Raw genomic sequence first — 20,723 nt, 5'->3', positions numbered from 1 at the left:
TGTTTATGTAGGTTTGTATGAAAATGTAGGCTTTTGCTCGCAGAAGCTTGAAAAAAATATAGTTAAATAAAGTTGAATCATGAACCCTGAAGAAGCATTTGAGTTTGTCAATAGGTTATTTGTAGAGAAAACACAAACCAGCTTAAGTAAGTTGGAACAAGATATTTTTGTTGCGAGTTATGAAAATTTATCTTACCGAAAAATGGTAGGCAAAATTGCCTATGACGAACAATACATAAGAGGAACGGCTTCAAAGTTATTTAAAAAGATTACAGATATTTTTGGAATAAACATAAATAAAAAAAATTTACAACCGGCCATAGAGCAACTCTGGAAACAGCACTCTGAAAAAAGCCAAATTTCTCAAAGAACACTTACGGAACTCACTAATCCAGCCGTTGAAGACATACTACCTCCAGCTTCCCCATCACAGCCACAAGCAAATTTAATTGCTGAAAATATGCTCAGCAACCCCTTCATTCCACGGAATAGCATAATTGACGACCCAGGACAGTTTTTCAACCGACATCGTGAGATCAAGAAGGTATTTGAGCATCTTAACAGCAATAGTAGTGTTGCCTTGATTGGAGAAGAAGGGATCGGTAAATCTTCTCTACTAGGGGAAATTTGCCGACAGTCGGAATATCGCCTGTCATTACCGCGCAAGCCGGTTTACATAGAGCTACTAGATGGAGTTAATAATGATGATCTATTCTACATCGCTTTGTGTGATAAGATTGATATCCCCGAAAGCAAAGGATATCTACTAACTCGCGTTTTGCGACAGCATCCAAATCGATTTTTGCTAGCTCTCGACAATGCGGGAAAGATGACACGGGAAGGGTTTACTCGTAACCTCCGCGAGCATTTGCAGGGTTTATCTCAGGGAAGTGATGCACCTCTGCGCCTAATTTTAGCTGTTGGCGAACCCCTTGATCAGCTTTTTAAAGATAATCAGAATGAAAGTAAAACATCACCTTTTCACGGTCTTTTTCAGCAGGAATACATAAAACCTTGGGATGAAGTGACTGTTCGTGAATTTATTAAAAGCCGGCTAGAGACAACTTCTGTGCGTTTTACTGAAGAAGAAATAACTCAGTTAGTGCAAAAAAGCGCCGGCCATCCCCGGCGACTGATGCAACTGTGCTATAAAACTTATGCGCGATACATGGAACAAGTGCAATGAGCCAAGATCAAACTCCCGTTCCCCGGTTAGATTTGGCTCCTAAACTAAAACGCCCCCTCTCGTTGTGGAATCTCCTAGATTACCTGCGGTTGCTGTACTGGGTGTTTTTCTTCCCCCAGGCGTTGCAGTGGTATGTGGGAACCTTCGGGAATAAGTTTGTTCACAAGGGCGAAATGAGGTGGCAAAAGCGATGGGAGTGGCTGCGCCAGAATCCCATCCTGCTTCACTTGCTTTTACAAGGGTTAGTGCTAACTGTTGTAACGCCATTAATTGTGGGTTTAGCACTTCAAGAAATAGGCATCCCCGTTCTTTGGTCATCCTTGGCGTTAGGGGTGGCGTTAGGTGTGACGTTTGGCGTGGCGGCGTTTGGCGCGGCGTTTGGCGTGGCGAAGAGCGTGGCCTTTGGCGTGGCCTTAGGCATAGCGGGGGGCGTGGCGTTTGGTGTGGCGGGGGGCGTGTCCTTAGTCGTGACGGATGGCGTGGCCTTAGTCGTGGCGGGGGGCGTGAAGGAGGCCGTGGCGTTTGGCGTGGCGAAAAGCGTGATGTTTGGCGTGGCGTTTGGCGTGGCGTTTGGCGTGGCGGGGGGCGTGGCGGAGGCTGTGGCGGGAGGCGTGGCGTTTGGCGTGGCGGGGGGCGCGAAGGAGGTTCTGTCGGACTGCGTGGTGTTAGTCGTTGCGTTTGGCGTGGCGTTTGGCGTGGCGGAGATCATAGCCTTTAGCGTAGCGCTTGGGGTGGCGAAGAGCGTGGTCTTTAGCATGGCGTTAGTCGTGGCCTTTAGCATGGCGTTAGTCGTGGTCTTTAGCATGGTGTTCGACACGGCGGAGGTCATAACGGCGATAGTGTATTTCATACTGTTCATACTGTCAGGGGGGGTGATAAGCATGGGGTTTGGCGTGGCGTTAGCCGTGGCGTTAGACGTGGCGTTAGCCGTGGCGTTAGCCGTGGCGTTAGCCGTGGCGTTAGCCGTGGCGACACTCCGTCCTGAAAATTGGCTTTTGAATCTACCGCTCTTGCTGTTACAACCCCAGAACGAATGCTGGCGATTTTCCCGTATCACCCCACTTCCTCTAATTCACCTCTCCTTCTATTTAAAAAAGTGGCTACGGCAGGATTGGGAAAAGGGGTTGCATAATGTCAATCAACTGCTGAAATATACGCTTCAGTTCATCCCTGTTATCAAGGCAGTTAACTGCTTACTGGCCGAAACACCCCCCGATCAAGTTATCTTTCGTGTCACTCAACTGGCTGAAGCTCCCTATGATTGGGGCTTAGTGTATTTTGCCTCTGCTTCTTTGAATGAAAATATAAAGTCAAAAGCTGTGGAAGGTTCCTTCCTACTTCCGCCTTCCTGGAAGTGGCAGATCCAGACTCATCTTTTAACAGAACTCCGCGTAGACACCCCGGCGCGCGCGGCGGCGGCTGGTTTTTGGCACTTATACAAATTCAAGCCAGCAAAAGCAGCCGAGGCTTTTGCTGTTGTGCGGTCTCTCCCTTACGGAGCCGAACTATTAACCTTATCTGAGACTTTAACAGCCTTTTACAACATTGAGTTTCTAAACGCTCTGGCGCTGATCGAATTGCCCGATCCTCCCCAGGAACCGCTACTACGTCCAGTTACTTGGAAAGCTATTGCTAGCTTACGTCGAGTTGCTGAGGATTGCCGGGCTGTTGGGCGTAGTGTGTCTCGCTCGACCCGCTCTTTCGCTCTTAGCCAAGCGTTAGGAGAGCTTAAAAGCATTTTAGACACAGGCGACCACTTGCCTCAAGCAGAGCGAAGGCTAATCCTTAGCATAGCTAAAAATTTGCAAAAATTGCTACAGAAGAAAGCTACTGAAGTTGGGGAAATATCCATCACTGAACCTGTCCGAAATCCTTATGTTGTGGGCGATCCAGTGCATGGGCAGCTTTTTGCCGGACGGGAGGATGTCCTCAGACAGCTAAAGGAATTGTGGGTATCGGGCAATCAACTGCAGTCTGTCGTTCTTTTCGGTCATAGGCGGATGGGCAAAACTTCTATCCTCAAGAATGTGGTAAGCCGTCTCGGATCTGGGGTAAAAGTGGCCTACATCAACCTGTTAAATTTGGGAGATATCTCTCAGGGAGCTGGGGAAGTGCTGATGGCAATTAGCGATGAAATTTTTCAGACGGTCAACCTCCCACCCCCTGCGGATGAGGAGTTGGTCAATCTTCCCTATCCCACGTTTAAGCGCTATTTGAAACAAGTTGAGGCAAATCTAAACGGCGGGTTAATTATTGCCTTAGATGAATTCGAGAAAATTGAGGAACTCATAGAAGCAGGCAAAATCCCTAAAGATTTTATGGGAGTTCTGCGGGGGATGGTGCAAATGAGTCCGCGAATTGCTTTTGCATTTGCCGGCCTTCATACCCTCGAAGAAATGACGGCAGATTACTTCCAACCCTTCTTTGCGAGTGTCCTCCCCATCAAAGTTGGCTTCATGGAACCTGCCGCAACCGGCTACCTCCTCGCTAACCCAAATGAAGATTTCCCCCTCGGCTACAAACCAGAAGCGCTAGATTTGATTTATGAACTGACTGCCGGCCAACCTTATCTCGTCCAGCTAATCGGATTCGGACTCGTTCGCCGCTACAACGACCAAGTATTTGAAATCGGACGCCCCCGTGAGCCTGTTTTCACCGTAGATGATGTGGAAACGGTGATTATTGACCCTGAATTCTTTAGCCGAGGACGCTACTACTTCACGGGCGTTTGGGGTCAAGCCGCGCAGGGTGCAGTCCATCAGCAGGCAATCCTAAAAGCACTCGCCCCTCACCCGGAAGGGTTGAGCCTAGAAGCTTTAGCTGAGACTGCCGGTATTGATGAAACAACATTAGGCGAAGCCCTCAAGACTCTCACACGCCATGATGTCGTTGAGGAAAAGGAGAGCCGGTGGCGGATCATTGTGGAACTGTTTCGCCGGTGGGTTTTAGATTATGTTTAAAAACCTGCAAGGACTTGATAAAAAATCCGTTGCATTTCCGTCAATATTAGCCAGGAAATTATCGTTAATTGAGGGAAAAGTAACGAACTGACAAGGGGGTAAAGTTGAATCCATTTCCCTTTTTACCCCAAATTTCCCCAAAATTTTACTGTTTGCCCCTGCTATCCAACCAAGCCATTAAATCCTGATTTTCTTGAAAATCCAAGAGTGCTTCACCCAACTCTTCTAATTGAGAAATCGATAATTTCTGAAGCCGGTCTTGCACAGCCGGTTGAATTGCACCCAGCCGACGAGTAAGCAAACGCATAATTAGCGCTAATTCTCCCTCCTGCCGGCCTTCTTCCCGGCCTTCTTCTCGGCCTTCTTGTCTTCCTTGTTCTAACCCTTGCCGCAGAATTCTTTGATAAATTACAGATTCTTGCATATACCTCTCTCCAAACAGTTGGTCAATCAACGCTTCATCAAAACGCAAGCCGGCTAGTACCGTCACACTCGCTGATAAATTTTGCCGCTGTTGGGGTTCTTCAATTCTAGCAACCTGTAGTGCAACGCGCTCTAATAAAGCATTGGGCGATTCGCTTCTCGCTAAACAAGCTAGTGGCAATAAAGCCGGATTTGCTAACAGTGGATCGGGATCTTGCTCCCACAACCGGATCACTCGATAGCGGTGTCTAGTATTGGGTGCTTCAAATTGCTCTGTAAACACAATTTCAGAGGTTGTGGCTTTTAGAAAAATCACCACTTGCTCAATATCAGTTCCATACTGCCGGCGCAGCCTCACCCAATAGTCCAGCATTCGGAAAGGAATTGCCGGCTTTGATTCGGGCAAAGTTTGAAATTCTAGATGCAAAATTTGGTCATCAATTTGTAGCAAAATAATAGCATCCGCGCGAATTGGTTCCACGCTTAATTCAGTTTTAAGAATCTGAATTTCGTTCACTTCTTTTGAGAGTAACCAGCGAACAAAAGCTCCCGGTTCCTGCTCAGCTAAATATTTGCAGATATTATCAACAGTCAATTTTAAACAGATTCTCCTTAGATTTAAGGGTGAGTGTGCCGGTAGAGACACGATGAATCGCATCTCTACCAGTTATTCAAGTTTTCCAAATAAGGGATTAAGGATAAAAGCTATTTTCAACCTTCAAAACTAAACCCCTCAATTCTTCCTGCTTTACTCAGCCGCATCCCCACCGACAACAACATTGCGGAGGCGCAAACTTGGCCCGCCGCAGCCGACTGACAAGCCACTTTGACCGCCTTTGCCGCAACCGCCGGACTCATCCCAGTAGAAATCATCCCCGATGGCTTCAATATCTGCCAAAGTGGTAAACACATTTCCAGAAAGCGTTACATCGCGCACCGGCTCTGCTAATTCGCCATTGCGAATCATCCACGCTTCACCGGCACTAAAGGTAAACATCTCCCCATTGGTCATTCCTCCCAGCCAGTTCCGGGCATAAACACCCTCTTGAATATCTGTAAACAAATCTGGCACCGCAGTATTGCCGCGCTCAATCCAGGTATTAGTCATGCGGACAATGGGAGGGTAGTGATAACTCAAACAACGAGCGTTGCCGGTGGCTGCTTCTCCTAACTTTCCAGCCGTCTCGCGGGAGTGCAACCGGCCTACTAAAACCCCATCTTCAATGAGCTGGGTTGTGCTTGCCGGCGTTCCTTCATCATCATAAAAGTAACTCCCGCGATGACCTTCTGGAGCCGCACCATCAAAAATTTGCAACTCTTTTGGCCCAAACCGGCGGCCCAAGGTCATCACCTCCAGCAAATCCGGATTCTCATACGTCATGTCCGCTTCCGACAAATGCCCAAAAGCCTCATGAACAAATAAACCACTGAGAATCGGGTCAATCACCACGGTGTAAGTATTTCCCTTCACTGGCGGCAAAGAGAGCGCCTGCACAGCCCGTTCTGCCGCCCCAAGCACTTGAGCGTCTAGGGTGGTCATATCTTCATAAGCCTTGCGCGATCCCGTCGTTTCCCGGCCTGTTTGCACCGTGCTGCCGGCTCTGGCAGTGGCCGCAAACCGCATTTCCATATCCACCCAAGATTGTTCCAAAATTGTGCCGTCTGAGGTCACTAGGATGATTTTCTGGGCGCTATCGCTATAGCGTACAGAGGTGGTGGTGATGCGCTGGTCAACACTGCGAAGAATTTCCCCATAGTGATCGCACAATGCTTTCTTTTGGGTTAAAGAAATCCGGCGAGGATCAGTGCCGGTCATCGGCAGTTGGCAAATCGCTTGCACCGGCATCACCTCCGCCAGCAGAGTTTCTTCATCCCCCACCAACCGGGCGGCTGCGATCGCTTCCTCAATTCGTTCTGCCAACGTCCCTAACTGATTGAAGCTGGCAAAGCCCCAACCACCCTTATGGCAAGCCCGGACTTGCCCCCCAATCGACACCCCTTCACTGAGGGTTTCGATCTTCTCTCCCCGCAAAAAAATATCAGTGCCTTCAGATTCCTCCAATCGAATCGCCAAATAATCCACATGAGGTGAGAAGCGAGCCATCAAGTCTGATAGCAAATTTTTAGCGTCATTTAGCAAAGTAGACATGAGCGACGGCCAGTTAAATGAACTGCCTTCATTTTGCTACAGCGCAAGGGAGATTGTCCTGATTTGCAGGGAGGAGCATATTTGCCCATGCACGGAGATTGCGACTAATTGGTTCGGTTCTTCGACTGTCATTAACCGAAAAATACCGATACTCTGAAGGAGAAGGGTTCTGCCCCCTTGCCCTACAGAAGTAATTGAGTTATCGGTTTTACGATTTTGAAGAGCGGTTCTGCTACTAATTGCAATCTGCCAAGAGGGTTTACTGCTATGGATCAATGGTTTTTACCGGCCCTCAGTGAGGTTTTATCCCTTGCCGAGGCAGAGTGTGGATTTGAAGCGGTGGCGGGTGGTAGAGATGTTGTCGGCAATGTCTCTTTAAATCGCAACCGGCACCGTTCTGCCGCTGAGGCTGCTCAGCAACGCCTCAAGGCGGAACGGGAATGGTGTGGTGCCGTTGCCGCGCTTAACTGTCTTTTGCAACAACAATTTTCCTTAACGGTGCCGGCCACCCTCAAATATCCTGCGGTTGGCCAAGAAGAAAGCCATGCCCAAGATTTTGACCCCTCACACGGCTTGATCTTATCCGGGCCGATGCCGGTGTTGACTCACCCAGCCCTTGTTTCCCGTGTGGCGTCTTGCACATTCACTTCCGATCCCCTCAACCCAGCCCTTTGGTTACTGGGAGAACGCAATCGGCACAGTATGCCCCTGCTGCCCCTCCCGGAAGGATGCACCGCACCGGCTTCTATGCCCCGCTCACTGGTTCCCTTGCTTTCAGATGACCCCTTGTCAGATGAACAGTTTTGTGTGGTATTAACTCACAAATTGAGCCTGGTGATGGTTCTGGGCACAGATAGCAATGGGCAACCGGCCTTTCAGTTTTCTTTTGACCCGGAAGTGGTTGCACAAGCTTGGCATTCGCTACGTCCCCGTGTGTTACTCGCCGGCAGTACCGCCCAGCTAAGCCAGCTGGATAATTGCATTGAGCGGTTTGCGCCGGCAGCTCCAGATTACAAAACTGTGATGCAGTTTAGCCGGCTGCTTCTGAAGTATATGCCGGAGCCGGTTGAGTGGGAAAACAGTCGCTCAGACGCCCCAGTGCGTTTGTTATCGGCGGCAGTCCACGACTCGCCACAGGCAGCCGGTGCATCCAGCAAATCGGCTTGGCGTTCGCGCAATGTTAATCGCAGCCATTCCGACTCTGACGGTTGCGTGAATGAGCGTACCAAGAGGCCGGCTGCAGTGAAAACAAACTTAAATCGAGAAACCCTTGAGCAGCGTCTAGAGCATCTGGCTGGTGGAACCGGCACGGCATCGAATGAGCGATCTCAAGCTTATGATGTGGAATTGCTGCAAGCGATGGCCCATGAAGTCCGCACACCTTTGGCAACCATTCGCACCTTAACTCGCCTGCTGCTAAAACGCCGGAACTTAGAGCCAGAAGTGATTAAGCGTTTGGAAATGATTGATCGCGAGTGTAGCGAGCAGATTGATCGCTTTGGTTTAATTTTCCGCGCTGTGGAATTGGAAACTTCTGAAACCAAACGAGCGCCGGTTCATTTAACCTCTACTCCCCTGACGCAAGTTTTTGACAGTTGCATTCCCCGGTGGCAAAAACAGGCAAGCCGGCGCAATCTAACCCTAGATGTCGTTTTGCCACAGAAGATGCCTTCGGTAGTGAGCGATCCGACAATGTTGGATCAGGTACTCACCGGCGTGATTGAAAATTTCACCGCCAGTCAGCCGGCAGGGGGTCATGTGGAAGTGCAAGTGATGCTAGCCGGTGATCAATTAAAAGTGCAGTTGCAATGTCAAACCGGCAGCGAAAAATTGCCGGCAAATGCCTCAACTTCACCACTGAAATCGATTGGTCAATTGTTGGTATTTCAGCCAGAAACCGGCAATCTCACACTCAATCTCTCGGTTACAAAAAATCTCTTCCAAGCCCTAGGCGCAAAACTAATCGTGCGACAAAAACCTGAACAAGGCGAAGTTCTAACGATTTTCCTTCCCCTGGAGTAGGGAGTGCTAAGTGCTGAGTGGAAAAGATTGAGAAAGTGGCTAAAAATGCCCCATGCCCTATGCCCAATCCCCCTATTCTTTATGATAAATCGGCAGCAAAACGTTAAAAGTCGAACCCTGACCAAGTTGGCTTTTAACAGAAATTGAACCACCACAGCGCAATAGTAATTGTTGCACAATTGTTAAACCTAAGCCGGCACCGCCGGGATCGTCATCAACAGCTTGGCGAACTCGATAGAATCGCTCAAAAATTTTGTGAAGTTCGCTAGCCGGAATGCCGATGCCGGTGTCGCGAAATTCTAATTGGATATAATCTCCCTGCTGCTTTGCCTGCACCCAAACTTGACCGCCGGTGGGGGTAAACTTGATGCCATTATGCAGCAAGTTGATCGCGATCTGCTTCAGCCAGGGACGCAAGCAGGAAACGGGGGGCAAGTTGTCTGGGATTGTGTAAGCCAGCATCACGCCTTTTTCTTGGGCTAGTGGCTGGTAGGTACTGACAACCCCAGGCACGATTTCCGCCAAATACAAAGATTGCATGGCTGCGTGATCTACCAGATGATCGAGCCGCACCAGTTCTAGCAAACCGTTGATCAGCGAAGTCTGGCGATCACACTCGGTATTGAGCAGTTGCATATACCGCTCACGCTGGGCCGGCTTGAGGTTGGCGGAACCCAGCAGGGTGAGTGCGGTTTTCATATTGGTTAAGGGTGTCCGCAATGCCTGACCCACATTGCTGAGAAATTCGTCTTTCAGGTGCATTGCTTCCAGCAACTCTTGGTTTTGCAGTTGCAAGGCTTCTGCATCGACTGCGTGCTGCCGGTAGTTGGTGATACTGCGCCAAACTTCTTCTTGCTGCTGAATTTGTTTGGCCCATAAGTGACCGGCATGAGATGCGAACAAAGAAGTTTTTGTCAAGTCAGAGGAGGGGAAACGCAGAAACAGGGAATTCCAATTTTTTAAGAGTTCGTCAGTGGCTATAGAAGCCGAGGCGGGGCTTTGCTGTTGAGGGATTGTTCCTACGCTTGACTTATCCGTTTGGAGGGTTTTGGACTGGCTAATGCCAACGATCTGTCGTAAGCCGGCTAATACGTGTTCAACTGCCGGTGCGTCTGCGGAACAAATTGCTAAAAGTGGTTGTTTACGTTCAGAATTGGTCTCTGTGGCTTCCACCGGCAGCCGGATAGATCGAGGCCGATGGGCCACGATCAAGCTACAAAATTGCTCTGAGAGGACAAAGATAAAATATTCCCGTCTTAAAGAAGATTCAGCCGGCACATTCAGTTCAAAACTTGTTGAGGTTGCTGGTGCCGGTATACTTTGTCTCGCCTTATCCTGAATCAGAGATGTCTCGCTGTCAGTGATTGGCGCAGACTGTCTGTGTGTCTGGAATTCAGATGTCGGGCGCGAGTGTCTTTGCTTTGCTGGCGGCGATTCGAGTTCCCCTGAATTATCTCCATCTGTCAGACTAGCTGCATTGCGCCCAGAAAGGTTGCAGACATAAATTCCCTGACAAACTCCACTTTGCCGGTAACGCTCAAGCTCAGATTGCCACGCATTCCCGCGCGGTAGCTTCACTAACAGAGTTGCCGGTATCTCTCGGTCAAGCAACAAATCAATCAGCGCATCCACCATAGATTTCAGCGTCGCCGGACTGACTTGCAAGGCATGGGGCGGCTGCTGGGCGCTGAGGGCTAGTTCGTAGAGGGAGATGTCTTGAGCTGGTGATAAATTCATTGACTCAGGAAGAGAAAGGCCGGCGATATTTGGCACCCTGATGGCATGGATCGAGGCGCAATCGTGATGCGACCTTGATTTTCTATCGGCTGGAACTCAACCCAGTTTAGCAAGGTTCGAGAATACCGGGATGACAAATTGCCGAAATCTTTTAACCTTTCGACTCAATTAGAAATTTCTTCACCTACAAGTTGAGCGAGTTTTTGTGCCGCACCGGCTTCCCCTCTGACACTACGCAGACGATCTCGCATCGCGTCCAATTTTTCCGGATGGTTGAGGAAATCTATGACCATTTCTGCAACAGTTGCCGGCTGCAATTGCCCTACTAATTCCGGCACGATTTCCGTTTTTGCCCAAATATTCGGCCATGCAAATAAACGTCCTTGCCGCAATACAATCCAGTTAATTGCTTTAGCAAAAGCTGAACCCACTCCCGGCAAGTTTGCTAACAACCCCGGTAAGCCATCCCAAGCCCGCATGGCATCTAATTCTTGGGTAGGAATTAACACAATCATGGGTACAGCAAGAGAACCGAGTTCAGCCGTGTTGGCACCGACAGTTGTTAAACAAAGCCGGCATTGAGAGAGCAAATCATAAGCCGGTGCGGTTCTGTGCAGTTCAACTTGTAGGCCGGTGCCGGTGATTAAAAAGTATGAAGAATCCTGATTTTTTAATTCCGCAGACGCCCATCCCAATTGCTGAATGAGGGGGTTTTGTTGAGGATCGCCAAAACGCGCCAAGGTTTCTACATCCAAGGTGGGCGCAACGGGAATAACAAAACGAGTTTTCGGGTTTATCTCATGAATTTTTTCTGCAATTGCTAATAGTAGCGGTACCCCTTGAGAGAGTTTTGCCGGCTTCGATCCGGGAAGGAGTCCGATTAGTTCGAGAGTCTGAGAAGAATCTTTAATTTTTTCTGTTGCGATTTCTTTAGAGACTTCTGCCATTAAATCACCAACAACGGTGAATTTATGGACGTATTTTGCGGGGATGCCGGCAATAATTTCAGGCTTCATTACCCCAAATCGGTCTATCCAACCATGCCATCGAGCATCCCATTCAGCATAAACAACAGTACGATAACCCAGCCGGCGACCAATGATCACCGGAAAGATTTGATCGCCGCCGAGAAAGATCACAATGCCCGATTCTCGCCAATCCCAATTTTCTGCTGTTTTTCCCGAAATTAAAAACTTCCAGAAATCTTTTGACCCTTGAACGCGGTCTATTTCCGGATAGGAACGGGCAATTTCAACCTCTTTGCCGGTGGCATGAGGACAGGGCGACAGAACTAGAGAAATGCGAATTTGTGAGCGATCTTCGCCCATTTGTTGCCGCAGTTGTTGCACTACAGGTCGCACCCAAGTCATCAATTCTCCAGGCCCATTGGAGAGAATTAAAATATCAACTGCCGGCACTAATAATCCTCCTTTTACCACTCAATTATCTAATTAAAATTGGAGAGGAAATAGAATACCAGCCCCTACCGCTATATCATTATCTTCGCGAACTCGCAGAGTCTGAAACGGTGAGGAACCGACCCGATTTGTTAGGTACAACTCAACTTGAGGCCCAAGATTCTTGGTTACCGGCCAGTTAAATAAAGATGCAGCATTCCAACGCACCCCTAAAGCCCAAGGAATAAGATTTTTGCGATCATCATCGACTAAAGCGTTGCCATCGCCTGTTAAATTGAAACCGGCTTCCGCAATTGCCGTAATATTTTGACCCAAGGGAACCGATCCTCCTAAATTAAAGCCGGCAATTTCTAATCCATTTCGCTGCACATATCCCAAAGTAGGCGTTAACCAAACTGCGCTACCATTTTCTAACTGATAGTGCATGGGTGCAGAGAGGGTAATCATTAAACATTCCCCGTCGTTCTTGCTAACTCCGCCGTTATCCGAACAGACTTCACTGCTGAAAACAAAACCCTCTTCCTCCAATCCTCGATTTTCTAATTCATTGCTATTTCCACTTAAGAAGTTGAGTAACACATTATTTGACTTGGAAACCGTCACCAACCCGCTTAAGGTAAACGGATCACCATCTGCTTGATGCAAAAAGCGAATTTTTCCACTCAGTCCTATTTCTGATTCGTCTGTATCTCCAGAAATAGAATCTATAAATCCCCCAATTTCAAAATCATCTAAAAGTCCGTACTGAATCGATGCTAATAGCCCTTGGCTACCCCCTTGTAGCGTCGTCAGCAATTGCTGATTGGCAATCGTTCCCCCATCCAAAAAGCCAAATCCAGCCGGAATAAAAGGAGGGGGGTTTTGTGTGTCCCCAAAATGCTGGGGATACTGGCGATTTGCAGCGGTAAAAGCGGGTAAAAAGGTGACCCCTAAACCGAGAGAAATAGACTCTCGATCTGCAATCGCTGATAAAGCGCCGGTGTTACCTAGCGTGTTAGAAATAAATAAATCTGTTGCCAGCCGGGGATTGACTAAATACCTCAAGCCGGTGTTAAAAGCAATACTACGCGCGGGACGTCCTGTATCTTGATTAAGGCTGTTATTTCCCGTAAAGGGAATAAATGTATCTCCCCAGAGGATTAGGCGGGGATTGACTTGATAGCTGACTGCGCCGGCTAATCCTAAAGTTGTGCCAAAAGAATCATCGTCATTGTCTGGCAGCCGGCGAAAATACAAAGCATTATCTTCTGGCAAAAAAGCAACTTTTGGAGATAGGGTGAATTGCCAGCGGTCATCTGTTTTGACGGTAAAAGGTAACTCTAAAGAAACAACAAGTTCTTCCGTATTGCTTCCGCTATCCAACTGACCATTTTCATTAAAAAATTGGTAAGATCGAATTCCTCTAGAAACAGCTAGTACGCCACTTAAAGCAAAATTTTCTTCTAGATTTTCCCAAATTCGCTGTTTTGCTTGTAGCGTCAATTCTTGAAAGAAATTACCACTACCCTCGGCAGTTGTTCTGCTAGCTGTTAAGTCTCCTTGCTCACCCGGCCCAGCATTGTCAACAGTCTGGGCGTCTAGGGTAATTTCTAAGTTATCCGTTGCGCCCCAACTAATTGCGAAAGTTGGTTGTCCCGTCAATCCAACATCACTGGCTGAACCAGAAGGAAACGATTGCCGGTAGCGGAAATTGGTGAGGATTTCTCCTCGCTGTAAGTGATGCGCTGTGGTTAAAACGGTGGGGCGACTTCTTAAAACATCTCCGCGTAACCCTGGCTGTGGGGCAGGTTCAAGAGAAACGGCTTCCTCGCCGGCCCGGTTAATGGGTAAAGTTTCTAGTTCAAATTTTTTCTCAGGAGGGAGAGGTTGTACGGTAGGAATTAACTGAGCTGATAGCTCAGGCAAAACAGCACGATTTACCCTAACATCTTGATCGTTTAATGCTGTTTTTTTAGGAATCTGACCCGCATCTTCGGTATCTGCGAGTACAGCGCTAGACATAACTCCTAGCCATAAGGAAACAGAGCATGAAATTAATCGAGCGAATGTCATAAACTCAAGCTTTTAGATAAAATAAAGGGATTTTGGTTACTGTATCTGCTCAGATATACCCGCTTTACCTCTGCTAACTGGATTGTGATCGTGTTCTCTTTGTTGGGATGTGGTTAGCTAGCAGCGTTACGCAGAGGATCTGCCCGTAATCAGCGCTTTCATGCGGCAACGCCCGAAGTTACTCTACCGCAATCAGTATGCCTTCAGCTTAAGCGGACAGAGGCAGTCGCATTCTTTAAGTGAGCAAATCCCTAGACCGGCCAACCGGCACTCGCTAACTCTTCAGGATTAATCGAGACGCTGAAAATATCAAGGGCGATGCACCCATTACAATCCTGAGTTTTGGCTGTTTTGCTGCCGGTAGAAGATCGCTTTGTTCCCAGTCGAGTTCCCCAATTGTTAAATTTGCTAGACAGATCGAGTGACCCAACAAGATGCGAAAATACGTTTTTGGCACAAACTTGTTCAATCGGCACTGGGTTTTGAGGAGCGTGTAAAGCTATGACAGATTTAATCGAAGCAGCAAAAAGCGGTGACGCAATGGCCGTAAAAGCGCTGATAGATGGGGGAGTGAAGATAAATGGCACAGATGCAGAAGGATTAAATGCGTTAACTGCCGCAGCGGAAGCCGGCAATACTGAAATTGTGCAAACCTTAATCGCTGCTGGTGCAGATGTGAAAGCCGGCGATACCGATGGCTGGACAGCACTGATGAGTGCGGCGGCTGCCGGCCATCTTGATATAGTCCAGCATCTGCTAGAAGCCGGTGCTGAAGTCAATGCCAAAACCAGCTTTGGCTTAACCGCCTTGATGAGTGCTGCCGGTAGCGGACACGCCCAAATCGTGGAAATTTTACTAGAAGCCGGTGCCGATCTCAAGGCCAAAGACAACAACACCATGACTGCCCTTGTTTGGGCCTCCCAAGAAGGCCATCCGGAAGTGATCCAGATCCTCAAACAAGCTCGTGAGCGCCAGTCCACCTAAACTTTTGTAAAGAAAAATGTGAGTGGTTATTTACAAAGTATGTAAATAAATGTAAATAAATATGGAGAGTTTTTTGTCGAATTGTGTCAGATAACGGCCAAAACCCTCATCAGGTGGTCATTTTCTGCTAAAAAAACTCATGTGCCATTTTTTGAAGTGCTGAGTGCTGAGTGCTGAGTCAGCAAAGTTGTCAGGTGTCAAGCAACCCGCCCCACCTGCCGACGCTGTTCCTCAAGACTCAGCATGAAGTGATCAGCACACAGTCCTGAGAAGAGAACGCGCATCGTAAAGGAGCCTACCTGAATGTTCACTCACGTCAAGCCCACCATTCGACACATTGCGCCTGACAACCTCCAAGGGCGAGCCTTACTCAAGGTGGTCTATGTCGTGCTAGAAGCCCAGTATCAGAGCGCTTTGTCCGGGGCGGTTCGTTCGATTAATAAGAACAACCCCAACTTAGCGATCGAAATCAGCGGCTATCTGATCGAAGAATTGCGTGACCCTGAGAACTACGAAAACCTGAAGCGGGATCTTGCCGGTGCCAATGTTTTTATCGCATCCCTGATCTTCATTGAAGACTTGGCCGATAAAGTCGTTGAGGCAGTGGAACCCTACCGCGATGCCTTAGATGTCGCTGTAGTCTTCCCCTCTATGCCGCAGGTGATGCGCCTGAACAAGATGGGCAGCTTCTCGATGGCTCAACTGGGTCAGTCTAAGAGTGCTATTGCACAATTCATGAAAAAACGCAAGGAGCAATCCGGCTCATCCTTCCAAGATGGAATGCTGAAGCTGTTGCAGACCTTGCCGAAAGTTTTGAAATACCTGCCAATGGACAAAGCGCAGGACGCCCGCAACTTCATGCTCAGCTTCCAATATTGGTTGGGAGGTTCTTCAGAGAACTTGGAAAACTTCCTGCTGATGCTGGCAGATAAGTATGTCTTCAAAGGCAACAAGCTGAGCTTTCAGGAGCCGGTGGTTTACCCAGATATGGGCATCTGGCACCCCTTGGCACCGAAGATGTTTGAGGAAGTCAGAGATTACTTTAATTGGTACAACAGCCGTACAGACATCTCTACTGACCTAAAAGACCCCTTAGCACCTTGTGTGGGTTTAGTGCTACAACGCACTCACCTTGTCACCGGCGACGATGCCCATTATGTAGCAATGGTGCAAGAACTCGAAGCGATGGGGGCGCGAGTGATCCCCGTGTTCGCCGGCGGCTTAGACTTCTCCAAGCCGGTGGAGGCTTATTTCTGGGAAGTTGGGGCCAAAGGCGTCGCACCCTTACCGTTAGTGGATGCAGTGGTTTCCCTCACCGGCTTTGCCCTAGTCGGAGGGCCGGCGCGTCAAGACCATCCCAAAGCCATCGACTCCCTGAAGCGCTTAAACCGGCCCTACATGGTAGCGCTGCCTTTGGTATTCCAAACCACGGAAGAATGGGAAAATAGCGATTTAGGATTGCACCCAATTCAAGTGGCATTGCAAATTGCCATTCCCGAACTTGATGGCGCGATTGAACCGATTATTCTCTCAGGCAGAGATGGCACAACCGGCAAAGCGATCGCATTGCAAGATCGGATTGAAGCCGTTGCTCAACGGGCCATGAAATGGGCGAACCTGCGCCGCAAGCCTAAATTAGACAAGAAAGTTGCAATCACCGTCTTCAGCTTCCCGCCCGATAAAGGCAACGTGGGAACCGCCGCTTATCTCGATGTATTCGGTTCCATCTACAAAGTCCTGGAAGCTTTGCAGCACAACGGCTATGACGTGCAAGGGTTGCCAGAGTCCGCCGAGGCGCTGATGCAAGAAGTCATCCACGACGCCACGGCACAGTACAGCAGCCCCGAACTAAATGTTGCTTATCGGATGTCCGTTCCAGAATATGAAGAACTAACGCCCTACTCCGAACGCTTGCACGAAAACTGGGGTCCACCTCCGGGACATCTCAACACCGACGGGGAAAACTTGCTCGTTTTTGGCAAACAATTCGGCAATGTATTTATCGGCGTTCAGCCAACCTTTGGCTATGAAGGCGATCCGATGCGCTTGCTGTTCTCGCGTTCTGCCAGCCCTCATCATGGATTTGCCGCTTATTACACCTATTTAGAGCGGATTTGGGGCGCGGATGCAGTGCTGCATTTCGGCACTCACGGTTCCCTGGAATTCATGCCCGGTAAGCAAATGGGAATGTCTGGGGATTGCTATCCCGACAGTTTGATTGGCAAAATCCCCAATTTGTATTACTACGCAGCGAATAATCCCAGCGAAGCCACGATTGCTAAGCGCCGTAGCTATGCCGCGACGATTTCTTACCTGACGCCGCCGGCAGAAAATGCAGGACTTTACAAAGGCTTGCAAGAGTTGAGCGAGCTAATTGCCTCTTATCAAACCCTGAAAGATACGGGGCGCGGGATTCCGATTGTCAGCACGATCATGGATAAGTGCCGGCTGGTGAATTTGGATAAGGATATCGCCCTGCCTGACATTGAAGCCGCAGACATGACGGCTCTGGAGCGGGATAATATTGTCGGTCAGGTGTATCGCCGGCTGATGGAAATTGAATCTCGCTTGTTGCCCTGTGGATTGCACGTGATTGGTAAGCCGCCAACCGCAGAAGAAGCGATCGCCACGCTGGTGAATATTGCCAACCTTGATCGCGAAGACGAGGAAATCGTTTCTCTGCCCCGAATTATTGCTAATAGCATCGGGCGCAAGATTGAGGATATTTACCACAATAACGACAAAGGCATTCTCGCCGATGTCGAGTTATTGCAAAACATCACAATGGCAAGCCGTGCGGCGGTTGCGGCTTTGGTGAAAGAGCAAACCGATGCGGATGGACGTGTTTCTTTGGTTTCCAAGCTCAATTTCTTTAATATGGGCAAAAAGGAACCTTGGATTGAAGCGTTGCATGAAGCCGGTTATAAAAAGGTCGATCCTGAACTGATTAAACCGCTGTTTGAGTATTTGGAATTCTGCTTGCAGCAAGTATGTGCGGATAACGAATTAGGCGCACTGCTGCGGGCTTTGGAAGGTGAATATATTTTACCTGGCCCAGGCGGCGATCCGATTCGCAACCCGGATGTTTTGCCCACCGGCAAGAATATGCACGCCCTCGATCCCCAGTCCATTCCCACAGCCGCAGCGGTAAAATCGGCAAAAATTGTCGTAGACCGGCTGTTAGACCGGCAGCGGATGGATAATGGCGGAAACTACCCTGAAACAATCGCTTGTGTGCTTTGGGGAACCGACAATATTAAGACCTATGGGGAATCTCTCGCCCAAATTATGTGGATGGTCGGCGTAAAGCCGGTTCCCGATGCTTTGGGACGCATCAATAAGCTGGAATTGCTTTCCCTCGAAGAATTGGGACGCCCTCGGATTGATGTGGTGATCAATTGTTCTGGTGTTTTCCGCGACTTGTTTATCAACCAGATGAATCTGTTAGATAAAGCCGTGAAGATGGCAGCAGAAGCAAATGAGCCGGTGGAGATGAACTTTATCCGCAAGCACGCGATGAAGCAAGCTGAGGAAATGGGCATCAATCTGCGGCAAGCGGCAACGCGAGTATTTTCTAATGCGTCGGGTTCTTATTCCTCTAACGTCAATTTGGCGGTAGAAAATAGCACTTGGGAAAGCGAATCTGAGTTGCAGGAAATGTACCTGACTCGCAAATCTTTTGCGTTTTCTTCAGATAATCCCGGTACGATGGAACAAGATCGGCAGATTTTTGAATCCACGTTGAAAACGGCTGAAGTGACGTTCCAAAATCTGGATTCTTCGGAAATTAGTCTGACCGACGTTTCCCACTATTTCGACTCTGATCCCACCAAGGTTGTGGCGACGTTGCGCGGAGATGGCAAGCAGCCGGCCTCGTTTATTGCCGATACTACAACGGCAAACGCTCAGGTGCGGACGCTATCAGAAACCGTGCGTCTAGATGCACGGACTAAGATGCTCAATCCTAAGTGGTATGAGGGAATGCTTTCTCACGGCTATGAAGGGGTGCGGGAACTCTCGAAGCGTCTGGTTAATACAATGGGGTGGTCTGCGACTGCCGGCGCTGTGGATAACTGGGTGTATGAGGAAACCAATGAGACGTTCATCAAAGATGAGGCGATGCAGCAACGCTTGATGAATCTCAATCCTCACTCATTCCGCAAGATGGTGACTACACTTTTAGAAGTCAACGGTCGTGGTTACTGGGAGACAAGTGAGAGCAATTTAGACCGCTTGCGCCAGTTGTATCAGGAGGTTGAGGATCGAATTGAAGGGGTAGAATAGTTCTAAGATTTGTGAGGCCGGCAAGATGCCGGCCTTTTTATTGAGAACCAAAATTTGCAGCGCTTGATATCATATAAGCAGAGGAAGAGCAAAGTTGGATAATAATCCAACTCTGATTGTCCTTAGGATTTCTCTATTGAGCTGTGTTGCTAGACTCTAGAGTGTGATTTTTTATGAATATTCGAGAAGCGCAACTTGAAGATATTAAAACACTCTTCAATATTAGAACTAGCGTCATCGAAAATTATCAGTCTCTTGAAGAGTTAGCTAGTCTGGGAGTAACTCCGGAGACGATTGCTAGTATGTTGCAAACGGAGTGTCGGGCTTGGATTGCTGAAATTGATGCAATACCGATTGCTTTTTCAATGGCGAATGCAGCGGAAAAAACGATATTTGCCATGTTCGTTCTCCCATCTTTTGAAGGCCGTGGTGCGGGACGTGCTTTGATGCAGGAGGCTGAACAATGGTTATGGCATCAAGGAGTTGAAGAAATTTGGCTATTAACAGGCAACGATCCAAATTTAAGAGCTTATGGATTCTATATCCATCTCGGTTGGATACCTGTAGAGCTACAGCCTGATGGACAAGTTAAATTCATTAAACGTAGAGTTATAGAAACAGAAACTTTAATGACAAGTTAATTCTTAATTCAAAATCTAAAGTTAAATTGATATGACCGCATTAACCGTTAACTTCAACTCGATTATTAAATTGACAGATGAGCAATTTTATCAACTCTGTCAGGATAACAGTGAGCTGAGATTTGAACGCAATGCTAAAAAAGAATTAATTATCATGCCGCCGGCAGGAGGAGAAACGAGCAACCGTAATGGCAGACTAACCCAGCAGTTAATGAATTGGACAGATGCAGATGGCACCGGCATTGCTTTCGACTCCTCTGGTGGGTTTAAATTACCGAATGGTGCAGATCGCTCCCCAGATGCTTCTTGGTTTAAGTTAGAACGTTGGAATGCTTTAACTTCTGAACAACAAAAGAAATTCCCTCCCATTTGTCCTGATTTTGTCGTTGAGTTACTTTCTCCGAGTGATAGCTTGAAAGATACTCAGAATAAGATGAAAGAGTATATGGACAATGGCGCTTGTTTGGGTTGGTTAATTAACCGCAAATCTCGGCAAGTAGAAATTTACCGTCCCGGTGAAGAAGTTGAGGTGCTTGACAATCCTGAGAGGTTAGAAGGAGAGCCGATTCTTTCTGGATTTGTGCTAAATCTTGAATTAGTTTGGTAAGAGTTAAAATCTATTACAGTATTTTGAATAAAATTAAATAAAATAAATTTAAAAAATTACTAATATAGCGTTTCTCGAATAACAGAGGTACAGTAATGGGGAGCTGTTGAGGGTGTAAAGATGAAAGCCTACTCACTGGACTTGCGGGAAAAAATAATCCAAGTGTATGAGAATGAAGAAATATCGCAACGGGAATTGGCGAAACGATTTTGTGTAGCCAAAAGCTTCATTCAAAAGTTAATAAAACAGTAGAGAGAAAG

13 protein-coding genes are annotated in these 20,723 nt (G+C 48.1%); 7 read left to right on the top strand and 6 right to left on the bottom strand.

Annotated elements, in window-relative coordinates:
• The first annotated feature begins 79 nt into the window (after nucleotides 1-79).
• Both H6F56_RS21165 and H6F56_RS21160 read left to right on the top strand, forming a co-directional pair.
• Nucleotides 80-1,186, top strand: a complete 1,107-nt coding sequence (locus H6F56_RS21165; RefSeq protein ID WP_190672334.1) for an ATP-binding protein — start codon at nucleotides 80-82, stop codon at nucleotides 1,184-1,186.
• On the top strand, nucleotides 1,183-4,146 hold the full coding sequence (locus H6F56_RS21160) for an AAA family ATPase (RefSeq protein ID WP_190672331.1): 2,964 nt from the start codon (nucleotides 1,183-1,185) through the stop codon (nucleotides 4,144-4,146). Before H6F56_RS21165 ends, H6F56_RS21160 begins: the two co-directional genes overlap by 4 nt.
• Before the next feature lie 145 nt (nucleotides 4,147-4,291).
• Here H6F56_RS21160 and H6F56_RS21155 read toward each other — a convergent pair whose 3' ends face one another.
• Both H6F56_RS21155 and H6F56_RS21150 read right to left on the bottom strand, forming a co-directional pair.
• Nucleotides 4,292-5,164, bottom strand: coding sequence for an Rpn family recombination-promoting nuclease/putative transposase (locus H6F56_RS21155; RefSeq protein WP_190672328.1), 873 nt, complete (start codon nucleotides 5,162-5,164; stop codon nucleotides 4,292-4,294).
• 153 nt (nucleotides 5,165-5,317) lie between these two features.
• Complete coding sequence (locus H6F56_RS21150) at nucleotides 5,318-6,718, bottom strand: TldD/PmbA family protein (protein WP_190672325.1); 1,401 nt, start codon at nucleotides 6,716-6,718, stop codon at nucleotides 5,318-5,320.
• Nucleotides 6,719-6,985: 267 nt separating this feature from the next.
• Here H6F56_RS21150 and H6F56_RS21145 point away from each other — a divergent pair, with 267 nt between their 5' ends.
• Nucleotides 6,986-8,740: a sensor histidine kinase gene (locus H6F56_RS21145; protein WP_190672321.1), complete on the top strand. Its 1,755-nt coding sequence runs from the start codon at nucleotides 6,986-6,988 to the stop codon at nucleotides 8,738-8,740.
• 72 nt (nucleotides 8,741-8,812) lie between these two features.
• Here the strand turns inward: H6F56_RS21145 and H6F56_RS21140 are convergent, their stop codons facing one another.
• The 4 genes from H6F56_RS21140 to H6F56_RS21125 all read right to left on the bottom strand — a co-directional run bounded on the left by H6F56_RS21140 (nucleotide 8,813) and on the right by H6F56_RS21125 (nucleotide 14,423).
• On the bottom strand, nucleotides 8,813-10,477 hold the full coding sequence (locus tag H6F56_RS21140) for a DICT sensory domain-containing protein (RefSeq protein WP_190672318.1): 1,665 nt from the start codon (nucleotides 10,475-10,477) through the stop codon (nucleotides 8,813-8,815).
• A gap of 164 nt (nucleotides 10,478-10,641) precedes the next feature.
• A complete protein-coding gene (locus H6F56_RS21135; protein WP_199313151.1) occupies nucleotides 10,642-11,847 on the bottom strand; it encodes a lipid-A-disaccharide synthase in 1,206 nt (401 codons plus the stop codon).
• Between the two features lie 81 nt (nucleotides 11,848-11,928).
• Nucleotides 11,929-13,896, bottom strand: a complete 1,968-nt coding sequence (locus H6F56_RS21130) for a transporter (protein WP_242032110.1) — start codon at nucleotides 13,894-13,896, stop codon at nucleotides 11,929-11,931.
• A gap of 302 nt (nucleotides 13,897-14,198) precedes the next feature.
• Nucleotides 14,199-14,423 (bottom strand): hypothetical protein, encoded by a 225-nt coding sequence (locus H6F56_RS21125; RefSeq protein WP_190672313.1) that lies wholly within the window; start codon nucleotides 14,421-14,423, stop codon nucleotides 14,199-14,201.
• A gap of 25 nt (nucleotides 14,424-14,448) precedes the next feature.
• Between H6F56_RS21125 and H6F56_RS21120 the strand changes: the two genes are divergently transcribed.
• From H6F56_RS21120 to H6F56_RS21105, 4 genes are all read left to right on the top strand, one after another.
• Entirely contained in the window at nucleotides 14,449-14,931 is a 483-nt protein-coding gene (locus H6F56_RS21120) for an ankyrin repeat domain-containing protein (RefSeq protein ID WP_190672309.1), read from the top strand.
• A gap of 303 nt (nucleotides 14,932-15,234) precedes the next feature.
• On the top strand, nucleotides 15,235-19,215 hold the full coding sequence (locus H6F56_RS21115) for a magnesium chelatase subunit H (protein WP_190672307.1): 3,981 nt from the start codon (nucleotides 15,235-15,237) through the stop codon (nucleotides 19,213-19,215).
• Nucleotides 19,216-19,388: 173 nt separating this feature from the next.
• Nucleotides 19,389-19,856 carry a GNAT family N-acetyltransferase gene (locus H6F56_RS21110; protein WP_190672306.1) on the top strand — a complete coding sequence of 156 codons (468 nt, stop codon included), beginning with the start codon at nucleotides 19,389-19,391 and terminating at the stop codon, nucleotides 19,854-19,856.
• Nucleotides 19,857-19,887: 31 nt separating this feature from the next.
• On the top strand, nucleotides 19,888-20,463 hold the full coding sequence (locus H6F56_RS21105) for a Uma2 family endonuclease (protein WP_190672304.1): 576 nt from the start codon (nucleotides 19,888-19,890) through the stop codon (nucleotides 20,461-20,463).
• Nucleotides 20,464-20,723 lie beyond the last annotated feature (260 nt).

The organism is Microcoleus sp. FACHB-672 (assembly GCF_014695725.1).
GTDB lineage: Bacteria > Cyanobacteriota > Cyanobacteriia > Cyanobacteriales > Oscillatoriaceae > FACHB-68.
The sequence above is the reverse complement of the archived record's forward strand: the minus strand, read 5'-3'. Positions and strand labels throughout refer to the sequence as shown.

What these genes read in the sequence shown, in the direction of transcription:
- H6F56_RS21120 (WP_190672309.1), top strand. Translation starts at nt 14,449, where the DNA reads ATGACAGATTTAATCGAAGCAGCAAAAAGCGGTGACGCAATGGCCGTA.
- H6F56_RS21135 (WP_199313151.1), bottom strand. Translation starts at nt 11,847, where the DNA reads ATGACTTGGGTGCGACCTGTAGTGCAACAACTGCGGCAACAAATGGGC.
- H6F56_RS21115 (WP_190672307.1), top strand. Translation starts at nt 15,235, where the DNA reads ATGTTCACTCACGTCAAGCCCACCATTCGACACATTGCGCCTGACAAC.
- H6F56_RS21130 (WP_242032110.1), bottom strand. Translation starts at nt 13,896, where the DNA reads ATGTCTAGCGCTGTACTCGCAGATACCGAAGATGCGGGTCAGATTCCT.
- H6F56_RS21140 (WP_190672318.1), bottom strand. Translation starts at nt 10,477, where the DNA reads ATGAATTTATCACCAGCTCAAGACATCTCCCTCTACGAACTAGCCCTC.
- H6F56_RS21160 (WP_190672331.1), top strand. Translation starts at nt 1,183, where the DNA reads ATGAGCCAAGATCAAACTCCCGTTCCCCGGTTAGATTTGGCTCCTAAA.
- H6F56_RS21110 (WP_190672306.1), top strand. Translation starts at nt 19,389, where the DNA reads ATGAATATTCGAGAAGCGCAACTTGAAGATATTAAAACACTCTTCAAT.
- H6F56_RS21105 (WP_190672304.1), top strand. Translation starts at nt 19,888, where the DNA reads ATGACCGCATTAACCGTTAACTTCAACTCGATTATTAAATTGACAGAT.
- H6F56_RS21165 (WP_190672334.1), top strand. Translation starts at nt 80, where the DNA reads ATGAACCCTGAAGAAGCATTTGAGTTTGTCAATAGGTTATTTGTAGAG.
- H6F56_RS21145 (WP_190672321.1), top strand. Translation starts at nt 6,986, where the DNA reads ATGGATCAATGGTTTTTACCGGCCCTCAGTGAGGTTTTATCCCTTGCC.
- H6F56_RS21150 (WP_190672325.1), bottom strand. Translation starts at nt 6,718, where the DNA reads ATGTCTACTTTGCTAAATGACGCTAAAAATTTGCTATCAGACTTGATG.